A 21,987-nucleotide genomic window follows, 5' to 3' on the forward strand; every position below is an offset into this window, starting at 1 on the left:
AATGGTGCAAATTTCCCCTTACTTTCAATTGATGCGTGCAGGATGGGTTTTAACACGTGAAGGTGTTTTAAGTGCTCTTCCTCATGATGATCTTCAAGGATTTCCAGCGCTATGTCATCGTATAGCGAGTGCATTAGCACGACGCAAAACAAAAAAGAAACAGCGATCTGAAAATATTTCATATGCCATTAATAAGCTTGGACCCTCTTACATAAAACTTGGTCAATTTCTTGCCACAAGACCTGATATTGTTGGGCGTGATATTGCGGAAGATTTGTCACAGCTACAAGATCGTGTCCAAACATTTTCTTGCACTGCCGCTATTGCTCAAATTGAAAGTTCTCTTGGTCGCTCTATTGATGATTTATTCGTAAATTTTTATCCCCCCATTGCCGCCGCTTCTATTGCTCAAGTTCATCCAGCTGAATACAGTGATGAAACTGGCCATAAGAAAAAATGTGCTGTAAAAGTTATTCGTCCCAATATCAGAGCACGTTTTTCTAAAGATCTTAGAGGATTCTATCTCATTGCTCATTTACAAGAGCGCTATATCCCTGCCTCTCGAAGGCTTCGTCCTGTTTGTGTGGTGGATACTTTAGCACAAACAACACGACTTGAAATGGATTTACGCTTAGAAGCAGCAGCTATATCTGAAATGGCTGAAAATATTCAACATGATACAGGCTTTCGGGTTCCACGTATTGACTGGGAACGGACAGGACGTAATGTTCTTACAATGGAATGGATTGATGGTATAAGAATATCCGAAACTTCCAAACTCAAAGAAGCAGGATTTGATTTGAAGGCGCTTGCTATTACGCTTATTCAATCTTTTCTTCGTCATACACTGCGTGATGGTTTTTTTCACGCCGATATGCATCCTGGTAATTTATTTGTAGATGAAAAAGGATGTATTGTTGCTGTTGATCTAGGCATTACAGGAAGGCTTGGCAAAAAAGAAAAGCATTTCCTTGCTGAAATTCTTTACGGCTTTATTACCCGCGATTACCATCGAGTTGCACGTGCCCATTTTGAGGCCGGCTATGTTCCTTCACACCATAATATCGAAAGCTTTGCGCAAGCCAACCGCGCTATTGGCGAACCAATTCACGGACAATCAGCACAAAGCATTTCCATGGCTAAATTGCTCACTTTATTGTTTGAAGTCACTGAATTATTTGACATGCAAACGCGACCTGAACTTTTATTGCTGCAAAAAACGATGGTTGTCGTGGAAGGTGTTGCCCGCACATTAGACCCCACTTTTAATATGTGGAAAGCTTCTGAACCCATTGTCAAAGAATGGATTAGTAAAAATTTAGGACCCGTAGGCGTTGTAAAAGACTTTAGTGAAGGAGCACAAGCTCTCCTTTCGCTGGCACGCAAAACACCACAATTGGTTCAAAATTTCCAACAAATAGAAGAAGATTTCAATCAAATGAGAAAAACAGGTTTTAATCTTTCTCCTGCTACCCTCAAACAACTTGCTGTAGAACAAAGTCACAGAAACCGTTATGGTCGTTATAGTCTTTTCATCATTGCACTTTGTTGCGCTTGTCTTACTTTTTACTTTTTTCACCTTTTCTAATCTCCTTAATATGCTAAAAATATCAACAATGAAATCATTGCAATCATTTTATTTCTTGGAGGTATTTTATGGCCAGTATTACCATTCGTAACCTGTCTCCTGAAACCAAAGAAGCTTTACGCATACGCGCCGCGCAAAATGGTATTTCTATGGAAGAAGAAGTTCGACGCCTTTTAAGCAATCCCACTCCTCTCACCACACAACCCCTTCATACTAGTGCTGTTGAAGTGCAATCATTGAAATCAAAATCTCTCCTTCTTATTATTGGTGGAAGTATTGCATCCTATAAAGCCCTTGATTTGATTCGCCGTTTACAAGAACGTGGAGCACATTTAAAAGTTGTGATGACAAAAGCAGCGCAAAAGTTTATTACGCCTTTAGCCGCTGAAGCTTTAAGCGGTGGTACTGTATATACTGATTTATTTTCACGTGAAGAAGAACACGATATCGGACATATCCGATTAGCACGTGATGCTGACCTGATTATTTTAGCTCCTGCTACAGCCAACCGCATTGCAAAAATAGCCAATGGCATAGGAGATGATCTGGCTGATTGTGTCCTTTTAGCAGCACGCTGTCCACTCTTGATTGCACCCGCCATGAATCCGTCCATGTGGGTGCATCCAGCAACTATTCGTAATGTTGCACAATTGCACGCAGATGGCGTTCATATCATCGGACCAGAAATCGGAAAGATGGCTGAACGTGACGAGATTGGATATGGACGTATGAGCGAACCTTTAACTATTATCGCTGCTATAGAGAATCTTTTGAATGTGCATGAAAAACCTCTCTTTGGCCGCCATTTCATCGTTACCTCTGGCCCTACCCATGAACCAATTGATCCAGTGCGTTATATTGCTAATCGGTCTTCAGGTAAACAAGGCCATGCCATCGCAACCGCTCTTGCGCATTTGGGTGCAAAAGTAACACTTATTTGTGGACCTGTTAATCTTGCAGACCCACAAGAAGTAAAAACCATCCATGTTGAAACAGCACAACAGATGTTACAAGCCGTTCAAACCGCATTGCCTGCTGATGGTGCTATCTTTGTTGCCGCTGTTTGTGACTGGCGCAGTCAAACGCAGTCTTTACACAAAATTAAAAAGAATGCTCATAAAATACCACCATCCCTTCATATGGTTGAAAATCCTGACATTTTAGCAACGATTGGACACGCTCCAAACCGCCCCTCATTGGTCATTGGTTTTGCTGCTGAAACATGTGATATCATTGCCAATGCGCAAAAAAAATGTGTTGAAAAAGGAGCTGATTTCATTCTTGCTAATGATATTTCTCTTCAACTAGATGGTACAAGTGTCATGGGTGCTGATACAAATCAAGTTTATCTCGTAAGTAGAAAAAAAGTTGAACAATGGCCCCATATGAGTAAACAACACGTAGCGCAAAAATTAGCAAACGTGATTGTATCATTTCTTGCCCCCAAAACACCTACTCCTCATGAGGAAAATATACCCCTTTGCAAATAAGAACTCTTCAAACGCGTTGATATTAAAACACCTTATAAAATAGAACTGACAATATGTGTCTATCCATCTCAATTAGTATATAATATTTCTGGTTTATAATGATAATATCGCATTGTTCATATTAAATTAGAATCCCAGATATCATAAGATTCTCTCATTCCTAATCTCTCTCATGTTGAATCAATAAAAATCATTTTCTTGCACGTTGTAAACAAGGATAACTGTATGAATACAAAACGTTTCAGAAAGAACTAAAAGCGCTTATAATGGACCGTCTCAAGAACCAAGGGCTTGTCTCGGACAACACTGAGGATGATGGTGCCAACGTGCTCTTTTTATTAAGCGTAAAGTTAGTGATGCCCTATAAGTTTTATATTATTCACGAGAGCTTTACCCATATACCATTCACAAACGCTGTTGCGAAATGGGTGTGATGAGCCGTTGGGAAATGTTTTTTTAAAAAATCCTATCTCACCCTAGCCTTCATAAAAGCAGGATCTATTGCACCACTGTCTCGCCAGCTTATAAAAAAACAAGCTATCATTCACTTTGGCTACCATCAATTTTGACAAAGCTCTTGTAATGGATAAAATTTATAAAAAGCATTTTCTTTCTTCAATGTTTTTATCCACATATTGGTCATATTTATGATATGCAAATAAATGATTTTGATTGTTTCATGATGAGAGCAGCTAATGAGAAAATATGACAACTTTATTTTGAGCTCTTATTCGCTATGAAAAATAATGTATAAATCAATGATATTATAACATCTCAATGCAATTTTAAGCATACTTCATGCTGACGCTCATAAAGAATGTAGACAAAATTCATTGTACCACTGTCTATAAGTTTATGAAACTGAAGCCTTTATTATTTTCCTCAGTGATCGGTCTTTAAGATTAAATGTCTGTGTCCTCTCTCCAGAATACCAAGACCACAAAGACTAGAATTTTATCCATGATATCTTCACATTGTGATGTTTCATGAGAAGCATTTTTATTCCTTTATCGAAAGCTTTGTATCCATACATTGGTCTCGCCTATAATGTGTACGTAAATAATTTTTTGATGTTGAATAGAGTCTTTGAAATTAAAGAATATTTCTATATTTGGGATTTTATTCAAGTTGAAAATGATCAATTCTCTTCGATAAATTAGTGGTGTTATTATCTAAAAATTATTTGATACAGTGAACCACTTGTATGAAAAGTGCTTCAATGAATTCTTACTTCATTGCACTTATGGCTTTTAAAATTCAAAATCTCATCATTTTTAAGCATCAGTGACATCTCCCTTTCTTTGCTTCTTCTCAAAAAACTGCTCTTCTATGGGATCTGACAGTCAATCGCCTAAGCTTATTTTTTCCACTTCTATCATATTAATCATTCTGTTGCCCAAAATTAGAATATCTACGGAGCTACTACGTTACCCCTATTCCATTGAACTCAATATTTTTTTGAAAGTGAGAGGCAAAAGCATGCCGCCAAATAGTAGAAAAGTACAGAATTTTAGGAATTGTGCAAAACAATTAAACATTTAGATAAACGAAGTTAGATAACTCTACTGAATAAATAGAAATAAACAACTTTTCTCCCAAATAGTTCTTATTCCTTAATTTTTTACATATATCATATAAACGCAATAATCTACACTATGTACAAAAATACTAAAAATTTCTTCTACAACAGCTACTTTTTAAATTCTTCTTTGTTTTTAAAAATCAAAATTTCTATTTATTCAAACTTTATTTTTAACAAAGAAACCTTAACCGTTTTTTATAATGTTCTTGAAAAAAATCTTGTAATTCAAAGAAAGAAAAAATTACACTGTACATACTTTAAATATATTTCTTGTTTTTTTTGCTTCTTTCCTTAGTTTATTAATCTATGATTTTTACTGCTGCTTATCGTGCTTTACAACGTCTTCTGACCTCGCAATATCGTATTATGATACTGAAAGCATTGGGGGTTACTTTTTTCATTCTCACCATTTTATGGTTATGTGTGCACCAACTTTTTGTGTCTTACTTTTGGCCCTGGATTGCTCAATTTCTTCCTGGACTCCCTAGTTGGGCGGGATGGATTGGTTTTAGCATGCTTATCATCTTTAATCTTGGGTTGGCTCTTTTGTTGGCTTTTTTGATTGCACCCATCACAGCTATGATTGGTGGTTTTTTCATTGACTCTGCTGCTGAAATCATTGAAAAGGAGGATTACCCAAACGAGCCTATTGGACAAGCCTTGCCGTTTCAGCGTTCTCTTATCATTTCCTTTAAATTTGTTATTTTAAGCCTTCTTGGTAATGGAATTGCTTTTATTTTATTCTTCATACCAGGTATTAATTTAATTGCTTTTTATCTTATTAATGGTTATTTGCTCGGTCATGAATATTTCTTGTTTGCGGCTTACCGTTTTCGAACAGAGCAAAATGCGCGTGCTTTTTTACATACTCATTACACAACAGTTTTTGGCGCAGGATTATTGATAGCGATTTTTGTTTCGATTCCTATTATTAATCTAGCAACACCGCTTTTTGCCGCCGCCTTTATGACACATTTACACAAAATGCTTTCCCAAAAGACCATAGCACGCATTACACAAAAATAGTGTTCCTTGACTTTAAGGTTAATAAAACTTGCCAGCCAAAGAAAGCATAATATAAAATTTTATGCTTTATCTTTTATTAAAGCAATATATTGATTTATAATGATAACTTATCGTTTCACAACATGAGTGAAAAACCTAAATATTATGAGGGTTTCTCATTTTAATCCTATTCATATTGGATCAATTGAAATCGTTTGTTGAAATGTCATAAACGGAGGTGGTGTGCGGATAAAAGTACTTTCAAAAAGGCGTGAAATATCTTTATATGAATCCTCTTAATGCAAACATTATCGTCGCATTGAAAACTGAAAAAGAGTATGATGGTGCCGCTTTGTACCTTCTATTTCAGTAAAAACGGATAGCATAATGTCTTTTATACCATTCATGGAGAGTGTATATTCTTCATAAGAGAGTTTTGGAAATTATTGAAAGATATCTGTGTAAAACAAGCGCGTAAATGAGTAATATAATGGTATTTTGAGCGTATTCTATTTTAATTGTAAAAAGCGTGCGCTTTAAAGAAACCTTTTGAAAAAAATCTTGCTCTGATGTTAGCGTTTCGCTAATATAGCGTTATTGTATTCATTATCTTTAATGGATTATTTTAGCCTTGTTAGCGCCTTATACTATAAGGTTTCTTTTCTTCAAAACTGTTGATACGAATGATTAATTGGATATTCATTTTTATTAAAAAATAAGGCGTTTGTTAACCATCGCAAGGAGTAAATTTTAACACCAAAGTAAAAAATACAAACATGTAAGTTCTTAAAACTTATGAGAAATTTATTATAGGGAATACTCTTCATGATGCATATGATTGTTATAATATGGGAAAAATTAAAAATTAAAAAACAAGCTATACGTACACTGAATAAAAGTATTAAATAGACTCCTTTGTTCAACCGGTAAAGCAAATGTGACTGCTTAAGTTCTATATTCTTTCAAATCATGCAAAAGATGCACAATATTTAAAGGAAGGTTATAAAGATGAACTGGATTACAAATTATGTTCGTCCTAAAATTAACTCTATATTGGGGCGCCGTGAAATTCCAGAAAATCTATGGATTAAAGATCCTACCAGTGGTGAAATGGTCTTCCATAAAGATCTGGAAGCTAATCAATTTGTAGCTCCCAATTCTGGTCATCATATGCGTATCAGTGCTAAAAATCGTCTCATGCATTTTTTTGATGATGGTGTTTATACAGCTCTTGAAAATCCAAAAGTTGTAACAGATCCTTTAAAATTTCGTGACGAAAAACGCTATATTGACCGGTTAAAAGATTATCGTTCTAAACTTGGGGTTGATGACAATATTTTAAGTGCACGTGGTACGATTGAGGGTTTGCCAATTATTGCAACTGTTCAAGATTTCGCCTTTATGGGTGGATCACTTGGTATGGCTTCAGGAGAAGCTATTATCAAAGCTTTTGATACTGCCATTGCTGAAAGGCGTCCGCTGGTTCTTTTTGCTGCTTCTGGTGGTGCACGCATGCAAGAAGGAACACTCTCGTTGATGCAAATGCCCCGTACAACAGTAGCGATTGAAATGTTGAAAGAAGCAAAGCTTCCCTATATTGTTGTGCTGACTAATCCAACCACCGGTGGTGTTACTGCTTCTTACGCCATGCTTGGTGATATTCACATTGCCGAGCCTGGCGCTATGATTGGTTTTGCTGGTCCACGTGTGATTCAACAAACTATACGCGAAACCCTACCAGAAGGTTTTCAAAGTAGTGAATATCTGCTTGAACATGGTATGATTGATATGGTTGTATCGCGTTTAGAAATGAAAACAACAATTGCGCGTATTTTACGCTTGATGATGAAACGCCCTGCTGTTTTTAACCCTTCCGATCCATCCCCAACAGACTCTCAAACATCGCTTTCTAGGACAAAAGCAGCTTAAGTTTATGCAACAAAGTCAAATACAAAGGGTGGTGGATGATTTACTAAAAAATTATCCGAAAAAATTTGATCTTTCTTTAGAGCGTATTGTTCACCTTTTAGAGCGTCTTGGTAACCCACATTTAAAACTTGCCCCTGTTATTCACATCGCTGGAACAAATGGCAAAGGATCTGCTTCAGCAATTTGCCGTGCTCTTTTGGAAAGTGCAGGATACCGCGTTCATGTTTATAGCTCACCTCATCTCGTCAACTGGAATGAACGCTGCCGGTTAGGTCAAAAAGGAGGTGGTCAACTTGTTACAGAAAACCAATTGGCTGAGACAATCCGTGAAATTATAAAAGTAAATCGTCAAGAGCCGATTACTATTTTTGAAATTTTTACAGCCGCTGCCTTTATGTTGTTTAGTATACATCCAGCTGATGTTGTCATTTTAGAAGTTGGATTGGGAGGACGTTTTGATGCTACCAATGTCGTTAACAAACCAGCTGTATCGCTTATTATGCCCATTGATTATGATCATGAGAGCTTTCTTGGAAATACAATTGCTCAAATCGCTTTTCAAAAAGGAGGGATTATCAAACCAAACGTTCCTGTAGTCATTGGGAAGCAAAATTATGAAGAAACTCTTGCTACTTTAATACCCCTTGCTAATAAAAATAAAGCATTTTATGCTCTCTTTGATCAAGATTATCAAAGTTATAAAGAACATGGACGTATGGTTTTTCAAAACAATCAAGGTCTCATGGATCTTCCCCTTCCTAACCTTATTGGAGACCACCAAGTTGCCAATGCTGGTGCATCTCTTGAAGCAGTTTATCAAGCGGGTTTTCAACTTTCAGAACAAACCATAAATGACGCTTTAAAAAATATTTATTGGCCCGCACGAATGCAGCATCTTACCCAAGGACTTTTGGTTGATCAACTATCTCCTGATATTGATTTATGGTTAGATGGTGGTCACAATCCTGCTGCAGGAAAAGTTATTGCGGCAGAACTTACACAATGGAGAAAAAAAACAGATCGCCCCATTATTATGATTGCTGGCATGCTTAATACCAAAGATGCTGTCGGTTATTTTCGTCCTTTAGCTAACCTTGTCGATAAAGTATATACGATACCGCTGCTTGACAATAATGCCAGTATCTCTCCAACAGACTTAGCTGAATCAGCCCAAAAAGTAGGAATCCCTGCTGCCCCAAAAGCGCACCTACAAGATGCTTTGCATAAAATTAAAATGGAATATAAAGAGGCTATTGTCCTTATTAGTGGTTCTCTTTATCTTGCGGGTGATATTTTGCGTGACAATAAAACACCACCGTGCTAGATAATTAACTATTTTTAAAGCTTTGAAAGATAGACTTTTTAATCATGCAACTTGATTGTGCACTTTATCAACATCCTAAACTCATTACTGTTTTTGGCGGATCCGGTTTTGTAGGACGACATGTCGTTGAAACTTTGACTAAGCGGGGATATCGCGTTCGCATCGCTGTTCGTTGTCCACAAAAAGCTTATTATATGCTCCAAATAGGAGAAGTAGGACAAACCCAAATGCTTAAAACAGATATCAAGCATCGTGCCTCTGTTGCACGCGCATTGCTTGGAGCTGATGCGGCAGTGTTTTTACCCGGTAGCTTAAAACAAGCAAATCAATCGAATTTTAAAAACACACAAATTGATGGTGTTTACAATGTTGCTGAATTAACAGCAGAAACTGGTATTCCGCTCATCTATATGTCAACACTTGTGGCTAACGAGAATGCTTCATGTCTTTATGCACGTGTTAAGTTTATGGGTGAACAAATCATTCATAACAAGCATCTTCAAGCAATTATTATCCGTCCATCCGTTATCTTTGGACCAGAGGATTGTTTCTTTAACACCTTAGCAGATTTGTCACGTTTTTTACCAATTATGCCTCTTTTTGGAAGTGGACAAAGCAAATTGCAACCCGTGTATGTTGGTGACGTTGCTGAGTTTATCGTGCGCGCTTTAGATGGACAGGTTGCTTGGGGAAAAAATTATGATCTTGGTGGTCCCCAGATTATCACCCTCCAAAATGCTCTTGAAAATATACTTAAAATCATTCGTCGTAAAAAAACAATCCTATCTATGCCTCTTTCTGTCGGTCTATTGATTGGAGGAATTTTGGGAACAATCGGTAAATTGCCTTTTGTACCAACACTCGTAACAGCCAATCAGATACGTTTTTTGCAAATGGATAACATTGTCTCTAAAGAAGCTATAGAGAATGGATATACGCTAGAAGGAGTAGGAGTTACTCCTAGAGCAATGGCAGCATTCTTGCCAAGTTATCTCTGGCGATTTCGTCCACATGGTCAATTTTCCCAAAACCTACTCGTCTAGAATAAATTCTTCCAAAACTGAGTTAATTATTTGATTTATAATTCATAGCGCGTTGTTAGCGGTTTTAGAATCAGAGTGTTCAATAGAGTGATGTTTTTGCATTTTTAATGCTCCATTTAGTATCACAAAAAATGTTTAATCGTATATCTATAGTCTTTTGATAAAAATCGTTGAAAACAGGAGAAAAGCACTTCTTATAAACTGTCTTTATCAAAGAGCAGGTTCAACATTGGAATCCTAAAGAACCGATTCTGAACTGCCTATCCATAAACATGATAATCTATGGCTTTGCATTTATATTATTTTGCTAAAAAGCTTAATAATGAGATTAAAGTAATTCTTCCTTTTTCAACAACCGCATAAGTGAGTAGAATACGAGTATACTACTTTCGATATTATCCCATAAAAATCAATATAAAAACTGTAAAGCAATGCACCATTTTTATTATTTAAAAGGTATTCCCTCTGGAGACTTTTAAAAGCTTTAAAGTTACGTGAAAAGGATAGAATTTTGTTTATATAATAAGACTTATCATGAAGATCTCTTATTCTGTCAGTAATATCACTATTCAGATCCATAAATGCATATTTTTTGCACAAATTTATGGAGATTTTAAAAGAGCTTTTTCACATAAAGAAGTCCTCTTCTTGTCTTGCATTTTTTTTTAATTTCTCCTACCGTCTTGGAAAAACTTATTTTAAAGGAATGAAGAATGGCAGCTCAAGATTTTGTTGTCAAAGATATTGCACTTGCCGCTTATGGTCGTAAAGAACTTGATATTGCTGAAACTGAAATGCCTGGTTTGATGGCTTGTCGTAAGGAGTTTTCTTCCAGCCAACCTTTGCGCGGAGCGCGTATTTCTGGCTCATTGCACATGACAATTCAGACAGCTGTTTTAATTGAAACATTAAAAGCGATTGGCGCCGATATACGATGGAGCTCTAGCAATATTTTTTCTACGCAAGACCATGCAGCAGCAGCTATCGCCGCAACAGGCATTCCTGTATTTGCCATTAAAGGTGAAACATTGGAAGAATATTGGACTTATATAGATGCAATCTTCCAATGGCCAGATGGTAATCCTTCCAATCTTATTTTAGATGATGGAGCTGACGCCACAAACTATATTTTAATGGGAAGTCGTGCAGAACAAAATAAAGATATTTTATCGCATCCCAAAACAGAAGAAGAAGAAATTTTTTTCAAACAAATACAAAAGCGTATGGATGCAACGCCAGTTTTTTTTACACGACAGCGCGCGGCAATTAAAGGTGTAAGCGAAGAAACCACAACAGGTGTAAACCGTCTTTATCAGTTACAAAAAGAAGGACTTCTACCTTTTCCTGCTATTAATGTTAATGATAGCGTCACTAAATCAAAGTTTGATAATAAATATGGATGTAAAGAATCATTGGTCGATGGTATTCGACGTGGAACAGATGTGATGATCGCTGGTAAAACTGCCATTGTCTGTGGTTATGGTGATGTAGGAAAAGGTTCAGCAGCATCTCTTTCTGGTGCTGGGGCTCGTGTTAAAATAACAGAAATTGATCCTATTTGCGCTCTTCAAGCCGCTATGGATGGCTATGAAGTTGTTAATTTGGATGATGCTGCTTCCAGTGCTGATATTATCATCACGACAACAGGCAATAAAGATGTTGTTCGTTTAGATCATATGCGACAAGTAAAGGATATGTGTATTCTTGGAAATATTGGTCATTTTGATAACGAAATCCAAGTCGCTGCCCTTAGAAATTTGCCATGGACAAATATTAAACCACAAGTTGATATGATCACCTTTCCCGATGGAAAACGCATCATTTTGCTCTCTGAAGGGCGTTTGTTAAACCTCGGGAATGCGACTGGGCATCCTTCTTTTGTCATGTCAGCCTCGTTTACTAATCAAGTTTTAGCGCAAATTGAACTTTTTACCCGTTCAGAACACTATACAAATGAAGTCACTGTTTTGCCTAAACATCTTGATGAAAAGGTTGCACGTCTACATCTGGATCGGTTAGGAATAAAATTAAGTGTTTTATCAGAAGAACAAGCCGCTTATATTGGAGTCTCACCACAAGGACCTTATAAACCAAACCATTATCGTTACTAATACGTTTCCTTGGGTTAAAAAAGGGAAAGATGCCGTGCTCAGCTTTGGTGACTATAACCCCAAAGAAAAAGCTCAAAAAGAGATCCGAATCTATACGTATATATTTTGCCTTTTTTTCTTTTTTTCTCCAACATGCGCTTTTGCTCAGTCATTGGAAGGTTATTTACCATTTTTCTTCACTTTGCCGAATGGTCCATGGCTGCTTTTAGCGCTGTGTGGAGGAATTTCTTGTGCTTCACTTCTCACGTGCCTAGCTGTTATTATGCGTGCAAAAAAAACTGCACAGAAGCCTTTGAAGATAATTCAGGCAAATTTTTCTGAAAAACTTAAATATTATGAATGGCTTCTGGAAGAAACCGAGCAATTCCTTCTTATTTGGGAAAATCCAACAACCTTACCCCGTGTCGTTGGTGCCCTTTCTGCATTGCAAAAAATAGGAATCGACCAGAAAGATTTTCAGCGTTTTGAGCTCTGGGTTGAAGAAAATTCTCTGCGAGAACTTGATTATGCATTGACTCAACTACGTTGTAAATGTCACCCTTTTGATCTTTCTATCACCACCACAAACAATGTACCGCTACAAGTTACAGGAGTCATCGCAGGAACAGTCGCTATTGCTCGTTTTCAAGATATCTCAAAACAACAGAGTGAAAATGCTCGTTTACAGAAAGATATCGCCCGCCTTCTTACTGAACTGAGAATGCAGCGTAATCTTCTTGATCTTATTCAAGAGCCCGTATGGATAAAAGATTGTGAAGGAAAAGTTTGTTTTATCAATCGCGCCTTTAGAGAAATGACAGATTTTCGTGAAGGCAGTGATGAAGTGGGGGATCTTTTCAATGAAAATACACAACGCAAAACAGATGAAATAGAAACAATTTTTCAAGAACATGTTCACACAGTTATTGATGGAGAACGACATCGTTTTCATCTCACACGTATTACAACAGCCGAAGGGATGGCAGCTTTTGCGCGTGATGACAGCGCATATGAAAATCTTGCTCATGAATTAAGTTATGTTCTTCAAAGCCATTGTGAAACACTTGACCAAATTTCAACAGCTGTAGCTATTTTTGATACAAACCAAAAATTAAAATTCTGTAATCATGCTTTTAAAATTTTATGGCCGTTGGAGACTTCCTTTTTAGAAAGTGAACCAAGCCATACATTATTTCTTGAACGTCTACGTGAAAAAGGGCTCATTGCTGAACACCCCGATTGGCGCGCATGGAAAGAAGAACTTTTTAAAGCCTATCGACAAACAGAATCGAACCAACAAATTTGGAATCTTCCAGATGGGCGTACGGTGCGTGTTATCTCGAACCCTCATCCACAAGGAGGTGTCACTTGGCTTTACGAAAACCTTACAGAAAAAATTGATCTTGAACGCCGTTATAATACACTTATTAAAATACAAGGTGAAACACTTGATAAACTTTCCGAAGGCGTGGTTGTTTTTGGTACTGATGGACGCCTTCGTTTATCGAATCCTGCCTTGTCGAAATTGTGGTCTCTTCCTTATAATTTACTGGTAGAAGGGACCCATATTACACAGTTACAAAGCCATTGTTCAGCCTTAACCTTAGGACAAGAATGGGATCAATTTACCAAATTCATTACCGGTTTTGCTGAAAAACGTGAAACATATTCAGGTCGTATAGATCTTAAAAATGATATGATTATTGACTATACTCTGGTTCCTCTTCCCGATGGACAAACAATGCTTACTTTTGTGAATGTTACAGATACTGTCCATGTTGCACGTGCTCTTCAAGAAAGAAATGAAGCATTAGAAAGTGCTGATCGTTTGCGTAATGAATTTGTCCAACATGTTTCCTATGAATTGCGTACACCTCTCACCAATATTATTGGATTTTCCGATATTTTACGTGATCAAATTTTCGGCTCTATCAATAAACGTCAACAAGAATATCTTGGGCATATTCATTCAGAATCAGGAACTCTTTTAAATATTGTTAACGATATTCTTGATCTTGCTACCCTCGATGCAGGCATTATGGAGTTGGACATAAAATCGGTTAATATTGCAGATGCTATGATACAAGCAGTAGCACGTGTAGAAGATCGCCTTAATGGACGGCATATTACGCTTTTACAACAAATTTCTCCTTCCTTAAATTCTATTTCTGCTGATGAAAAGCGCTTGCATCAAATTTTTGTGAATGTACTGAGTAATGCTATTAATTTTGCAACGGAGGCGAGTACTATTGAATTTTGCGTCGATGAACAAGATGATAACATTGTCTTTAGCGTTCACAATCAGGGCTCTGACATCCCAGAAGACGTTCTTGATCGTATTTTTAAACGTTTTTCTTCCCATTCACACCATGGTGGGCGTGCGGGAGCGGGTCTTGGCCTTTCCCTTGTAAAAAGTTTCGTTGAACTACACGGTGGACATGTTGAAATTCTTACCGGTTCTGGAAAAGGAACAACAGTTAAATGTTTTTTCCCACTCTCCAAAGGAGATACGATTTTTTAATTTTAACCTTTATGATAACAAAAATTTTTCATCCATTTCATGGAACTTTTAATGAATTTTAGTTTTTTTCTTGAAAATGAAGAGGCAACAAAGCTTTTTGCACAAAATTTAGCTCTTTCTTTAAAGCCAGGAGATCTTGTAACGCTGCAAGGAGATCTTGGAACTGGAAAATCAACCATTGCACGTACAATCATTCAAACACTTGCGAACGATAACACTATGGATGTTCCAAGCCCTACTTTTACTCTTGTGCAAAGCTATCAACTTCCAAAGTTTGAAATTATTCATGCTGATCTTTATCGCCTTTCTATGGCAGAAGAAATTGATGAATTAGGGCTTCATGAAGCTCGTGAGAAAAATATTTTACTTGTTGAATGGCCAGAAAGAAATACAGCTCTTTTAGAACTCGCCACTTTTGCACTCACCTTACACTATAAAGAACATGGGCGTCATGTAACAGTTAGATCAGCGCAACATTCCATTGAATGTTTGCAACAGTCTTTTACAATTCGTACATTTTAAAAAAACATGAACATCATCATTTTTTAATTTGATAATACCTCAGTACTACCTATGAAATCTGAGATGATAGACAACATAAAGAAGGCTTCATGGAGGCACCAACCATGGAAGATGAAACGAAATGATGACTCTTTTATATAACAATGACATAAATTGCAAAGGACAGCCGTTAATTTATAGAAATTCATCAATTTATTTTAGAGAATCTGATACCTACAATTTTGATTTTAGAGAATAGTATAAGAGAATTTTAAATTGAAGTGATAACCCTTTAGAAGAGCATTATATAACCTGTAGTGAATTGCTTGTCTCTTTCTGCTTAAAAATTGTGAGCTTCAGAAAAGTAATTTGCAAAGTTTTTGCTTAAAATCTCCCTTTATGTGTTGAAAACACTATCTATCTCAATAGTCTTATCTAAGAAGAAATACCTTTAATGAAATTATCATTCACCCAATATTTTTAACGCGCCTATAAGGAAAGAATTGCATATATTCTTCATACAAAGCAATTTTTTATAAAAAATGGCCAATTGAATCATGCATAAAAGCACGAATTCTTAAATTCATTTAAAATTTTGATTTTTATTGTCTTTTCATTATAACATAATGCAAAAAAGAATATTTTAAAAAAGTCAAAAGGAGAGACAAAATTTCTCTCCTTTATAGTAATTATACGTGGAATTAACTAAGCCCATCTTTTATCCATTCAGAAAGACGTCCTTTAGAGGTAGCGCCAACCATATTCGATGAAATATTTCCATTTTTAAACATTAATAATGTAGGGATAGAACGTACTCCGTATTGGGTAGCCAGTTCCGGATTTTCATCAATATTTACCTTAGCAATTTTAACTTGATTTTGCATTTCTATTGAAATTTCATCCAACATTGGAGCAATCACTTTGCAAGGGCCACACCATTCTGCCCAAAAATCAACCACAACAGGGGTGGAAGAAGTTAGAACTTCACTTTCGAAATTGTCCTTATCAACTTTTATACACGTCATTGATTTATCCTTTATATTCACCTTTTATAGATTGGTATAATAACAATTCATATCAAGTTATTGCAAAGATAAATTATTAAAGGACTTTTTTACACTAGGGATTGTGCGTTGTGTTTGTTTGAGCGATTTTATGAAAGTAAATAAAATGTAAAAATGCTTTGCAAGGAAAAGAGTAACTTATAAGGCAACTTCACTAAGAAATGCCTCAAGTTTTTCTGGAGGAAGTTTAAAAATTTTGGCTTCTTTACTGTAGATAAGCAGAGCCTGTATATCTTTATCGGGATGAATAGCTTGCAATAACTTTCGATAAAGAGCCATTTGCAACCAATGATGAGAAGCAATAGCAGCTTCATTTTCTGGCGGGGTTCCTGTTTTAAAATCTGCAAAGATAACGCTGTTTTGCGTGATGTAGAGACGGTCAATTTGACCAGAGATTGCTTGTTCTTTTCCACGAATTTTCACAATACCCATTAAGGAGACCTCAGCACGTGAATGCTCAGAGAAAAGGGGTTTGAGATAAACATGATCTAATATTTTCCAAATATGGCAAAGAGCATCTTCTCTTTGGCTCTCATGCCAATGAGAGGCTTTGATATTGAGATAGTTTCGAGCATAATCTCGACGTTTTTGTGGGGGACAATCGGGTAAATACTGTAACAATCGGTGAACGAGATTACCATATTCAATGGAAAAAGCTCTGTTTGTGTTCATGGCTCCTAAAACAGGTGAAGTGGTAAGCTGTTTTGGACTTGAGGACAGCTCTGTATCAGCTTCAATGGAAAGGCTCGCCACTGACGGTTTTAACGGTTTTGGTAACACTGGTTCTGCTGGTACTTTATGGGAGAAAAAGTCTGGTAGAGGTGGAAGTGTTTGGCACTCAACGGAAGAAATTTTTTGGTTTATAGAAGTAGAAGAAGGCGGTGTAATGCAATAACGCCAAGCTGCAATATCTTCCGCAGGACCTTTTATAGCTACCGCATGTGGTTCGAGAGCTCTCTTTACCAGTTGTAACCATGTATGAGATGGCGTTTTCGGACCTTTATACCCGCAAACAAACAAGCGATCTTCAGCGCGTGTCATTCCTACATAAAGAAGGCGCCTATACTCCTCTTCAGCACGCTCTTTTAAACGCAAAATTGCTTGTTTAGAAGGCATTGTATCGAATTCTGCATTAGGGCGCCAGATAAAAGCTTGTTGGTCACTCAAATATGCATTGTTCAAGGGAACTTCAAGCAAGTGAGGTGAATGCTGGGGATGCCAAATCGCACTACCGGGATCAACTAAAAATACAACAGCAGCCTCCAGTCCTTTTGCGGCGTGAACAGTCATGATGCGAATTTCTTCATGATTTTGGTCAAACTCACGTTTAATTTCTGGTTCACTGACACTTAATGTTTCCAAAAAAGCTTGTAATCCTGGTAACCCCGTTTTTTGAATCGCGAGTGTGTAGTCCATAAAAGCATCAAGCACATCATTGGCTTCCGAGCCTAAGCGCGCTAAAATTTTTTGTCGTCCCTTATCATCATTTAAGATATGACTATAGAATTCGAAGACTGGTATTTTATCCACTAAAGTACGATATTGACTCAAGCTTTCAAAAGTATCTTTAAAAGGAATATGCGACGATGCCTGTTCACAAAGGCTTTTCCAAAGGGAGCCTGTACGGTGAGCGGCAAGTTGATAAAGTTCCTCTTCGCTAAGCGCAAAGAGTGGACTTTTTAAAACACAAGCAAGAGACAAATCGTCTTGTGGTTGCAAAACAAAACGTCCGAGTGCCATTAAATCACGCACACTCATATGTTTTATAAGCTGTAAACGGTCTGCACCAGCGACGGGTATATTGCGTTGTTTAAGGGCACGAGAAAGCGCTAGGGCAAATTGATCACGCTTACGAACCAAAACCATAATATCACTAGCACGCAATAACCGCCCTTTTGCTGGAAGCATTTCTCCTTTGTGTAACCAGCCTGCAATCGTTTCAGCAACTTTTTCTGCCAAACGTACTGCTGGTATATCTAAATGATCAACAGTTACATGCCAATCATCAGGAAATTCGTCTTTTTCTTTAGAAATGGCATCCCATAAAATAACTTCACCTGGACTGTGAGTACGGATAGCTTCGTGTATGGTTTTTGTATTTTCTGCTGAAAGCCCTTTATAATTCTCTGGTGTTTCAAAGACAAGATCCACACTTTTAAGAACATCGGCTGTGGAGCGAAAAGAGTAATTCAATTGTATTTTTTCAAATTTCTGCTTTGCTTGTTGTGCTTTTTTTTGAATAATTTTGCCATTTGCAGCAAAATTTTCTGGTGCAGCGCCCTGAAAGGAATAAATAGACTGTTTTTCATCTCCAACAGCGAAAAGAGTACGTATATTGTCACGTTGACTATGACCTGTAAAAAATTCTTGCGCTAAAAGTTGAATAATTTTCCATTGATCAGGGTTCGTATCTTGTGCTTCATCAAGCAAAATATGATCAAGACCCTTATCAAGTTTATAGTGCACCCATTGGCTTGCACCTTTGCGCTGTAACAAATGGAGTGTGCGCTCAATGAGATCATCAAAGTTTAAAAAACCATTGGCTTTTTTTAAATTTGCATAAATTTTGAGATAAAGGGCACAAAGCTGAAAAGCAGCCATATTGAGGGTGGCAACTTTTGCACAGTGATATTTTTCTAAAAGAACAGAAAGCTTGCTTTGTTTATCTTTAATCAATTGTTGAATAAAAGGCCAAATTTCATCTGATTTTTTAGACGATATAAGTGCAAAATTACGAGGTTTACCTTCTGTTGTAAAATAAATATTTGAAACAATATCAATGATAGTTTCTTCATCACAAGCGGTTTCTAATTGGGGAAGTTTTTCAATGATACTCTTAGTGTTTTTATTCCCATGGGTTTCACAATGGTTAAGAGCATAAAGAGGAAGACGAGCAGTCTGTTGAATTTTTTCTAGTAATTGCTGATTTGTATCATCAGGTGCTAAATTAAACAGCGCCCGCAATTTCTCTTCTCCATTTTCAGACAGAAGAGAAGACAAAAAATCAGACAGTTTATGTTGCTTTTCAGCTGCTTCATACAGCAATTGGTTAAAAGTATGTTCACTGATAACCTTAAGCAGCTGTTTTAGAGCGGGTTGTATATCATGATGCTTTAAAAGTTGGCAGCGGGCTTCTTGTAGTAATTTCTTGCGGTTGATATCATCTATGAGTTCAAAATGTCCAGCAATATTGGCTTCTAGCATAAATTGATGCAAGAGAGATTCGCAAAATGCGTGAATAGTCTGTATTTTCAAACCACCAGGTGTTTCTAAAGCACGAGCAAAGAGTTGGCGCGCATAGGTTATTTTTGTTGCACTGATAGGTTTGTTTTCAAACTTCGATAAGATTTCTTTAAGCTGTGCATCATCGAGTTCATTCCAGCTGGAGAGTGTGCGAAAAATCCGCGATTGCATAACAGCGGCGGCGGCTCTCGTGTAAGTAAGGCATAAAATACGTGCTGGAGAAGTACCGTTTAAAAGCAAACGAATAACGCGTTCGGTTAGAACATGGGTTTTTCCAGATCCTGCATTTGCAGAAACCCATACATGTGTTTTTGGATGTGTTGCTGTTGCTTGTGCATCAAGGGCTGCTTCAGGAATAGAAAAAAGAGTCATGATTGATCTCCTTTATGAAATCCATTTGACCATTCCCATAAGCGTGCCAGATGATCATAGTCACTTTCATATTGTTTTAACATAGGGACTGCGTGTGAAAGATAGCCTTGTTGTGGATTTTGATAATACTCCATTAACGCGATAAGATGTTCCCACGCCCTTTCACCAAGATTAATAACATTTTGGTGATCTTTTTCCGCTTTTTCTGAAAGAATTAATTGAGGAGTAATCTTACCTTTTCCATTAAGAGGAATATAAAATAGTTTTGAGGGGGACAGATTTTGAAAATCTGTAAAAGCTCCTCTCATTAATAGAGCGGTTTCCAATGCTAATTGTGGAAATAATAATTCGCGAACCTGTTTTGATGAAGGGGGTGTACTCGTTTTAAAATCAAGTATTTCAACCGTTTTGTTTGGCAATATATCAATACGATCAGCACGTCCTGAAAGAGTTACCCCTGTTGTACCTATGGGTATTTTTTGCGATTCCACTTCCGAATGTCGTATTCGGGGTTCTAGACTTTGTTCCCATTGCAAAATAAAGGGAGCAAGATTTTCAAATGTATTCCACCAGATTGTTTCAACATCAGCAGGCAAATTAAACTTATCAAATTCTTTACGTCCAATAGCGAGCAACACATCTAATGCATTTGCAGCATTTAGATTTTTTATTTGTGTGCAAAAATCTGCAAGAATAGCGTGATAAAGTGTTCCGCGTTCAGAAGCACCAAGGTCATGAATAAGGGCTTTAAGTGGTTTGAGCCTTAAGATTTTTTTAGCATAAATGGCATAAGGGTCATGGCGTAACGTTGTTATTTCGGTGATGGAAAAATGACGTGGACGCACTGCAATGGGTGGCACAGGGCAAGGGCGTGTTGCACAAGCAGACATGTCCGTATTGTCAAGCATCTTTGCCCAATGGCGTATCTTTTCACCTCGTGCACGGATTTGTTTCCAAACTTGTTGTCCTACGACAGTTTCTAAGCGTTGTAGCCAGCGTGAAGGGAGAGAAGGAACATGATCAACTCGTAGTGCTCGGCTCATCACCACTTTATCCATTCCCATCGCCCATTGAAAATCATGCGCGGAAAGACCAATACGCTGTTCTGGTGGTTCCAGAGTTAACATCATTTTCATCGGTCGCGATAAAAAAGCATCATTTCGGGTTGATATCGGCCATGATCCTTCATTAAGACCACCAATGACCACTGTATCAACCGTTTGCAAACGCGATTCCAAAGTACCCCAGATGAATAAACGTGGATGTCCTCCAGGCGAAGGTGCGACGGAACGGGTTGCTATTATGGCAGAAAACATAGCGGGCCATTCACAAAGATGAAATGTTAATCCCGATTGATCACTGACCAATTCACGCAAAAAATTTGATAAGGCTTGTCCTGCTTCATGTTGATAAAGATGTGCAAGAGAATTATCCTCATTGCGACCAAAATTTTCAAAAACCTCAACAGTTGCTATTGCAGCCTCATTGATGGTGCATTCTTTCTCTTGTTTCATAAGAGACGTTAAAGGCTCAACAGCTTTTTTTAAAAGATGACAAAAGAGACGTGCTTCTTCACATTTCTGCTGATCAAGGGTGTTATTTTCAGAACTATTATGAAAAGATGTTTCAATCCATTTTTCAAGAAATTGATCACATTCGCAAAGATTAATACGCCCTGTATTCCCTCGAAGAACAAAAAGTTCAAAATTTTCTGCCATTTCCCGTAAACGATGACGATTTTGTTGGAGTGTTGTAAGGGGATGTTTAAGAAGAGAAAGAAAAGCAATGGGATCATCAGGTTGCAATACATTTTCTAAGATAAGTCGTAAGAGAGTTACAGGCAATGTTTGTGCAAGTGGTATTCCGCCTGAATCATTTGCTTCAATTCCAAATCGCTGTAATTCCACAGCAACACGGCGTGCTAAATTACGGTCATTTGTAATAAGGGCTGCAGTTTTTTGAGGTTCTTCAATAGCTTTGCGTAAGGTAACAGCTATAGCGAGAGCTTCTTCACGTTCATTTATAGCTTCAATAAATGACCAATCTGCACAAAGATTTTCATAATCATCACGGATAATTTGTATCCATTTATCTGTTGTAGAAGCAGGTCGGAGTGCTTCTGATAAAAGAGCCATTCGTTTTTTCTTTGTTATACTTTGTTGGCCAATTTCGCAAACATGATGACGTTGACACTCCATGAGAGTTAGAAGTTTTTTTAAATGATATTGAGGATGG

General features: G+C 37.3%; 12 protein-coding genes. 9 read left to right on the plus strand and 3 right to left on the minus strand.

Features of this window, described 5'->3' with window-relative positions:
* The first annotated feature begins 1 nt into the window (after position 1).
* From ubiB to tsaE, 9 genes are all read left to right on the plus strand, one after another.
* Complete coding sequence (gene ubiB / locus ACFIL8_RS02770) at positions 2-1,588, plus strand: 2-polyprenylphenol 6-hydroxylase (protein ID WP_375611369.1); 1,587 nt, start codon at positions 2-4, stop codon at positions 1,586-1,588.
* Positions 1,589-1,656: 68 nt separating this feature from the next.
* On the plus strand, positions 1,657-3,078 hold the full coding sequence (gene coaBC / locus ACFIL8_RS02775; RefSeq protein ID WP_375688864.1) for a bifunctional phosphopantothenoylcysteine decarboxylase/phosphopantothenate--cysteine ligase CoaBC: 1,422 nt from the start codon (positions 1,657-1,659) through the stop codon (positions 3,076-3,078).
* A gap of 1,888 nt (positions 3,079-4,966) precedes the next feature.
* A complete protein-coding gene (locus ACFIL8_RS02780) occupies positions 4,967-5,686 on the plus strand; it encodes a sulfate transporter family protein (protein WP_375612793.1) in 720 nt (239 codons plus the stop codon).
* Positions 5,687-6,673: 987 nt separating this feature from the next.
* Positions 6,674-7,594 carry an acetyl-CoA carboxylase, carboxyltransferase subunit beta gene (gene accD / locus ACFIL8_RS02785; protein ID WP_375611366.1) on the plus strand — a complete coding sequence of 307 codons (921 nt, stop codon included), beginning with the start codon at positions 6,674-6,676 and terminating at the stop codon, positions 7,592-7,594.
* A 4-nt stretch (positions 7,595-7,598) separates the two neighbouring features.
* Entirely contained in the window at positions 7,599-8,918 is a 1,320-nt protein-coding gene (locus tag ACFIL8_RS02790) for a bifunctional folylpolyglutamate synthase/dihydrofolate synthase (protein ID WP_375675477.1), read from the plus strand.
* Between the two features lie 44 nt (positions 8,919-8,962).
* A complete protein-coding gene (locus tag ACFIL8_RS02795; RefSeq protein ID WP_375688866.1) occupies positions 8,963-9,961 on the plus strand; it encodes a complex I NDUFA9 subunit family protein in 999 nt (332 codons plus the stop codon).
* 713 nt (positions 9,962-10,674) lie between these two features.
* A complete protein-coding gene (gene ahcY, locus ACFIL8_RS02800; protein ID WP_375612789.1) occupies positions 10,675-12,072 on the plus strand; it encodes an adenosylhomocysteinase in 1,398 nt (465 codons plus the stop codon).
* Positions 12,073-12,106: 34 nt separating this feature from the next.
* Positions 12,107-14,572, plus strand: a complete 2,466-nt coding sequence (locus tag ACFIL8_RS02805; RefSeq protein ID WP_375628512.1) for an ATP-binding protein — start codon at positions 12,107-12,109, stop codon at positions 14,570-14,572.
* 51 nt (positions 14,573-14,623) lie between these two features.
* The gene (gene tsaE, locus ACFIL8_RS02810; RefSeq protein WP_375612787.1) at positions 14,624-15,094 is read left to right on the plus strand and encodes a tRNA (adenosine(37)-N6)-threonylcarbamoyltransferase complex ATPase subunit type 1 TsaE; all 471 of its coding nucleotides are present in this window, start codon (positions 14,624-14,626) and stop codon (positions 15,092-15,094) included.
* Between the two features lie 680 nt (positions 15,095-15,774).
* Here tsaE and trxA read toward each other — a convergent pair.
* The 3 genes from trxA to addB all read right to left on the minus strand — a co-directional run.
* Positions 15,775-16,098, minus strand: a complete 324-nt coding sequence (gene trxA, locus ACFIL8_RS02815) for a thioredoxin (RefSeq protein WP_273790200.1) — start codon at positions 16,096-16,098, stop codon at positions 15,775-15,777.
* Between the two features lie 177 nt (positions 16,099-16,275).
* On the minus strand, positions 16,276-19,752 hold the full coding sequence (gene addA, locus ACFIL8_RS02820; RefSeq protein WP_375612786.1) for a double-strand break repair helicase AddA: 3,477 nt from the start codon (positions 19,750-19,752) through the stop codon (positions 16,276-16,278).
* Positions 19,749-21,987: double-strand break repair protein AddB (gene addB, locus ACFIL8_RS02825; protein ID WP_375688868.1), on the minus strand; the 2,239-nt coding region annotated here is incomplete at its 5' end. The genes addA and addB, both read right to left, overlap by 4 nt.

The organism is Bartonella sp. AP57NXGY, from assembly GCF_042195805.1.
Classification (GTDB): Bacteria; Pseudomonadota; Alphaproteobacteria; order Rhizobiales; family Rhizobiaceae; genus Bartonella.

Coding starts and splice junctions, on each gene's coding strand:
- ubiB (WP_375611369.1), top strand. CDS start 2: ATGGTGCAAATTTCCCCTTACTTTCAATTGATGCGTGCAGGATGGGTT.
- coaBC (WP_375688864.1), top strand. CDS start 1,657: ATGGCCAGTATTACCATTCGTAACCTGTCTCCTGAAACCAAAGAAGCT.
- ACFIL8_RS02780 (WP_375612793.1), top strand. CDS start 4,967: ATGATTTTTACTGCTGCTTATCGTGCTTTACAACGTCTTCTGACCTCG.
- accD (WP_375611366.1), top strand. CDS start 6,674: ATGAACTGGATTACAAATTATGTTCGTCCTAAAATTAACTCTATATTG.
- ACFIL8_RS02790 (WP_375675477.1), top strand. CDS start 7,599: ATGCAACAAAGTCAAATACAAAGGGTGGTGGATGATTTACTAAAAAAT.
- ACFIL8_RS02795 (WP_375688866.1), top strand. CDS start 8,963: ATGCAACTTGATTGTGCACTTTATCAACATCCTAAACTCATTACTGTT.
- ahcY (WP_375612789.1), top strand. CDS start 10,675: ATGGCAGCTCAAGATTTTGTTGTCAAAGATATTGCACTTGCCGCTTAT.
- tsaE (WP_375612787.1), top strand. CDS start 14,624: ATGAATTTTAGTTTTTTTCTTGAAAATGAAGAGGCAACAAAGCTTTTT.
- trxA (WP_273790200.1), bottom strand. CDS start 16,098: ATGACGTGTATAAAAGTTGATAAGGACAATTTCGAAAGTGAAGTTCTA.
- addA (WP_375612786.1), bottom strand. CDS start 19,752: ATGACTCTTTTTTCTATTCCTGAAGCAGCCCTTGATGCACAAGCAACA.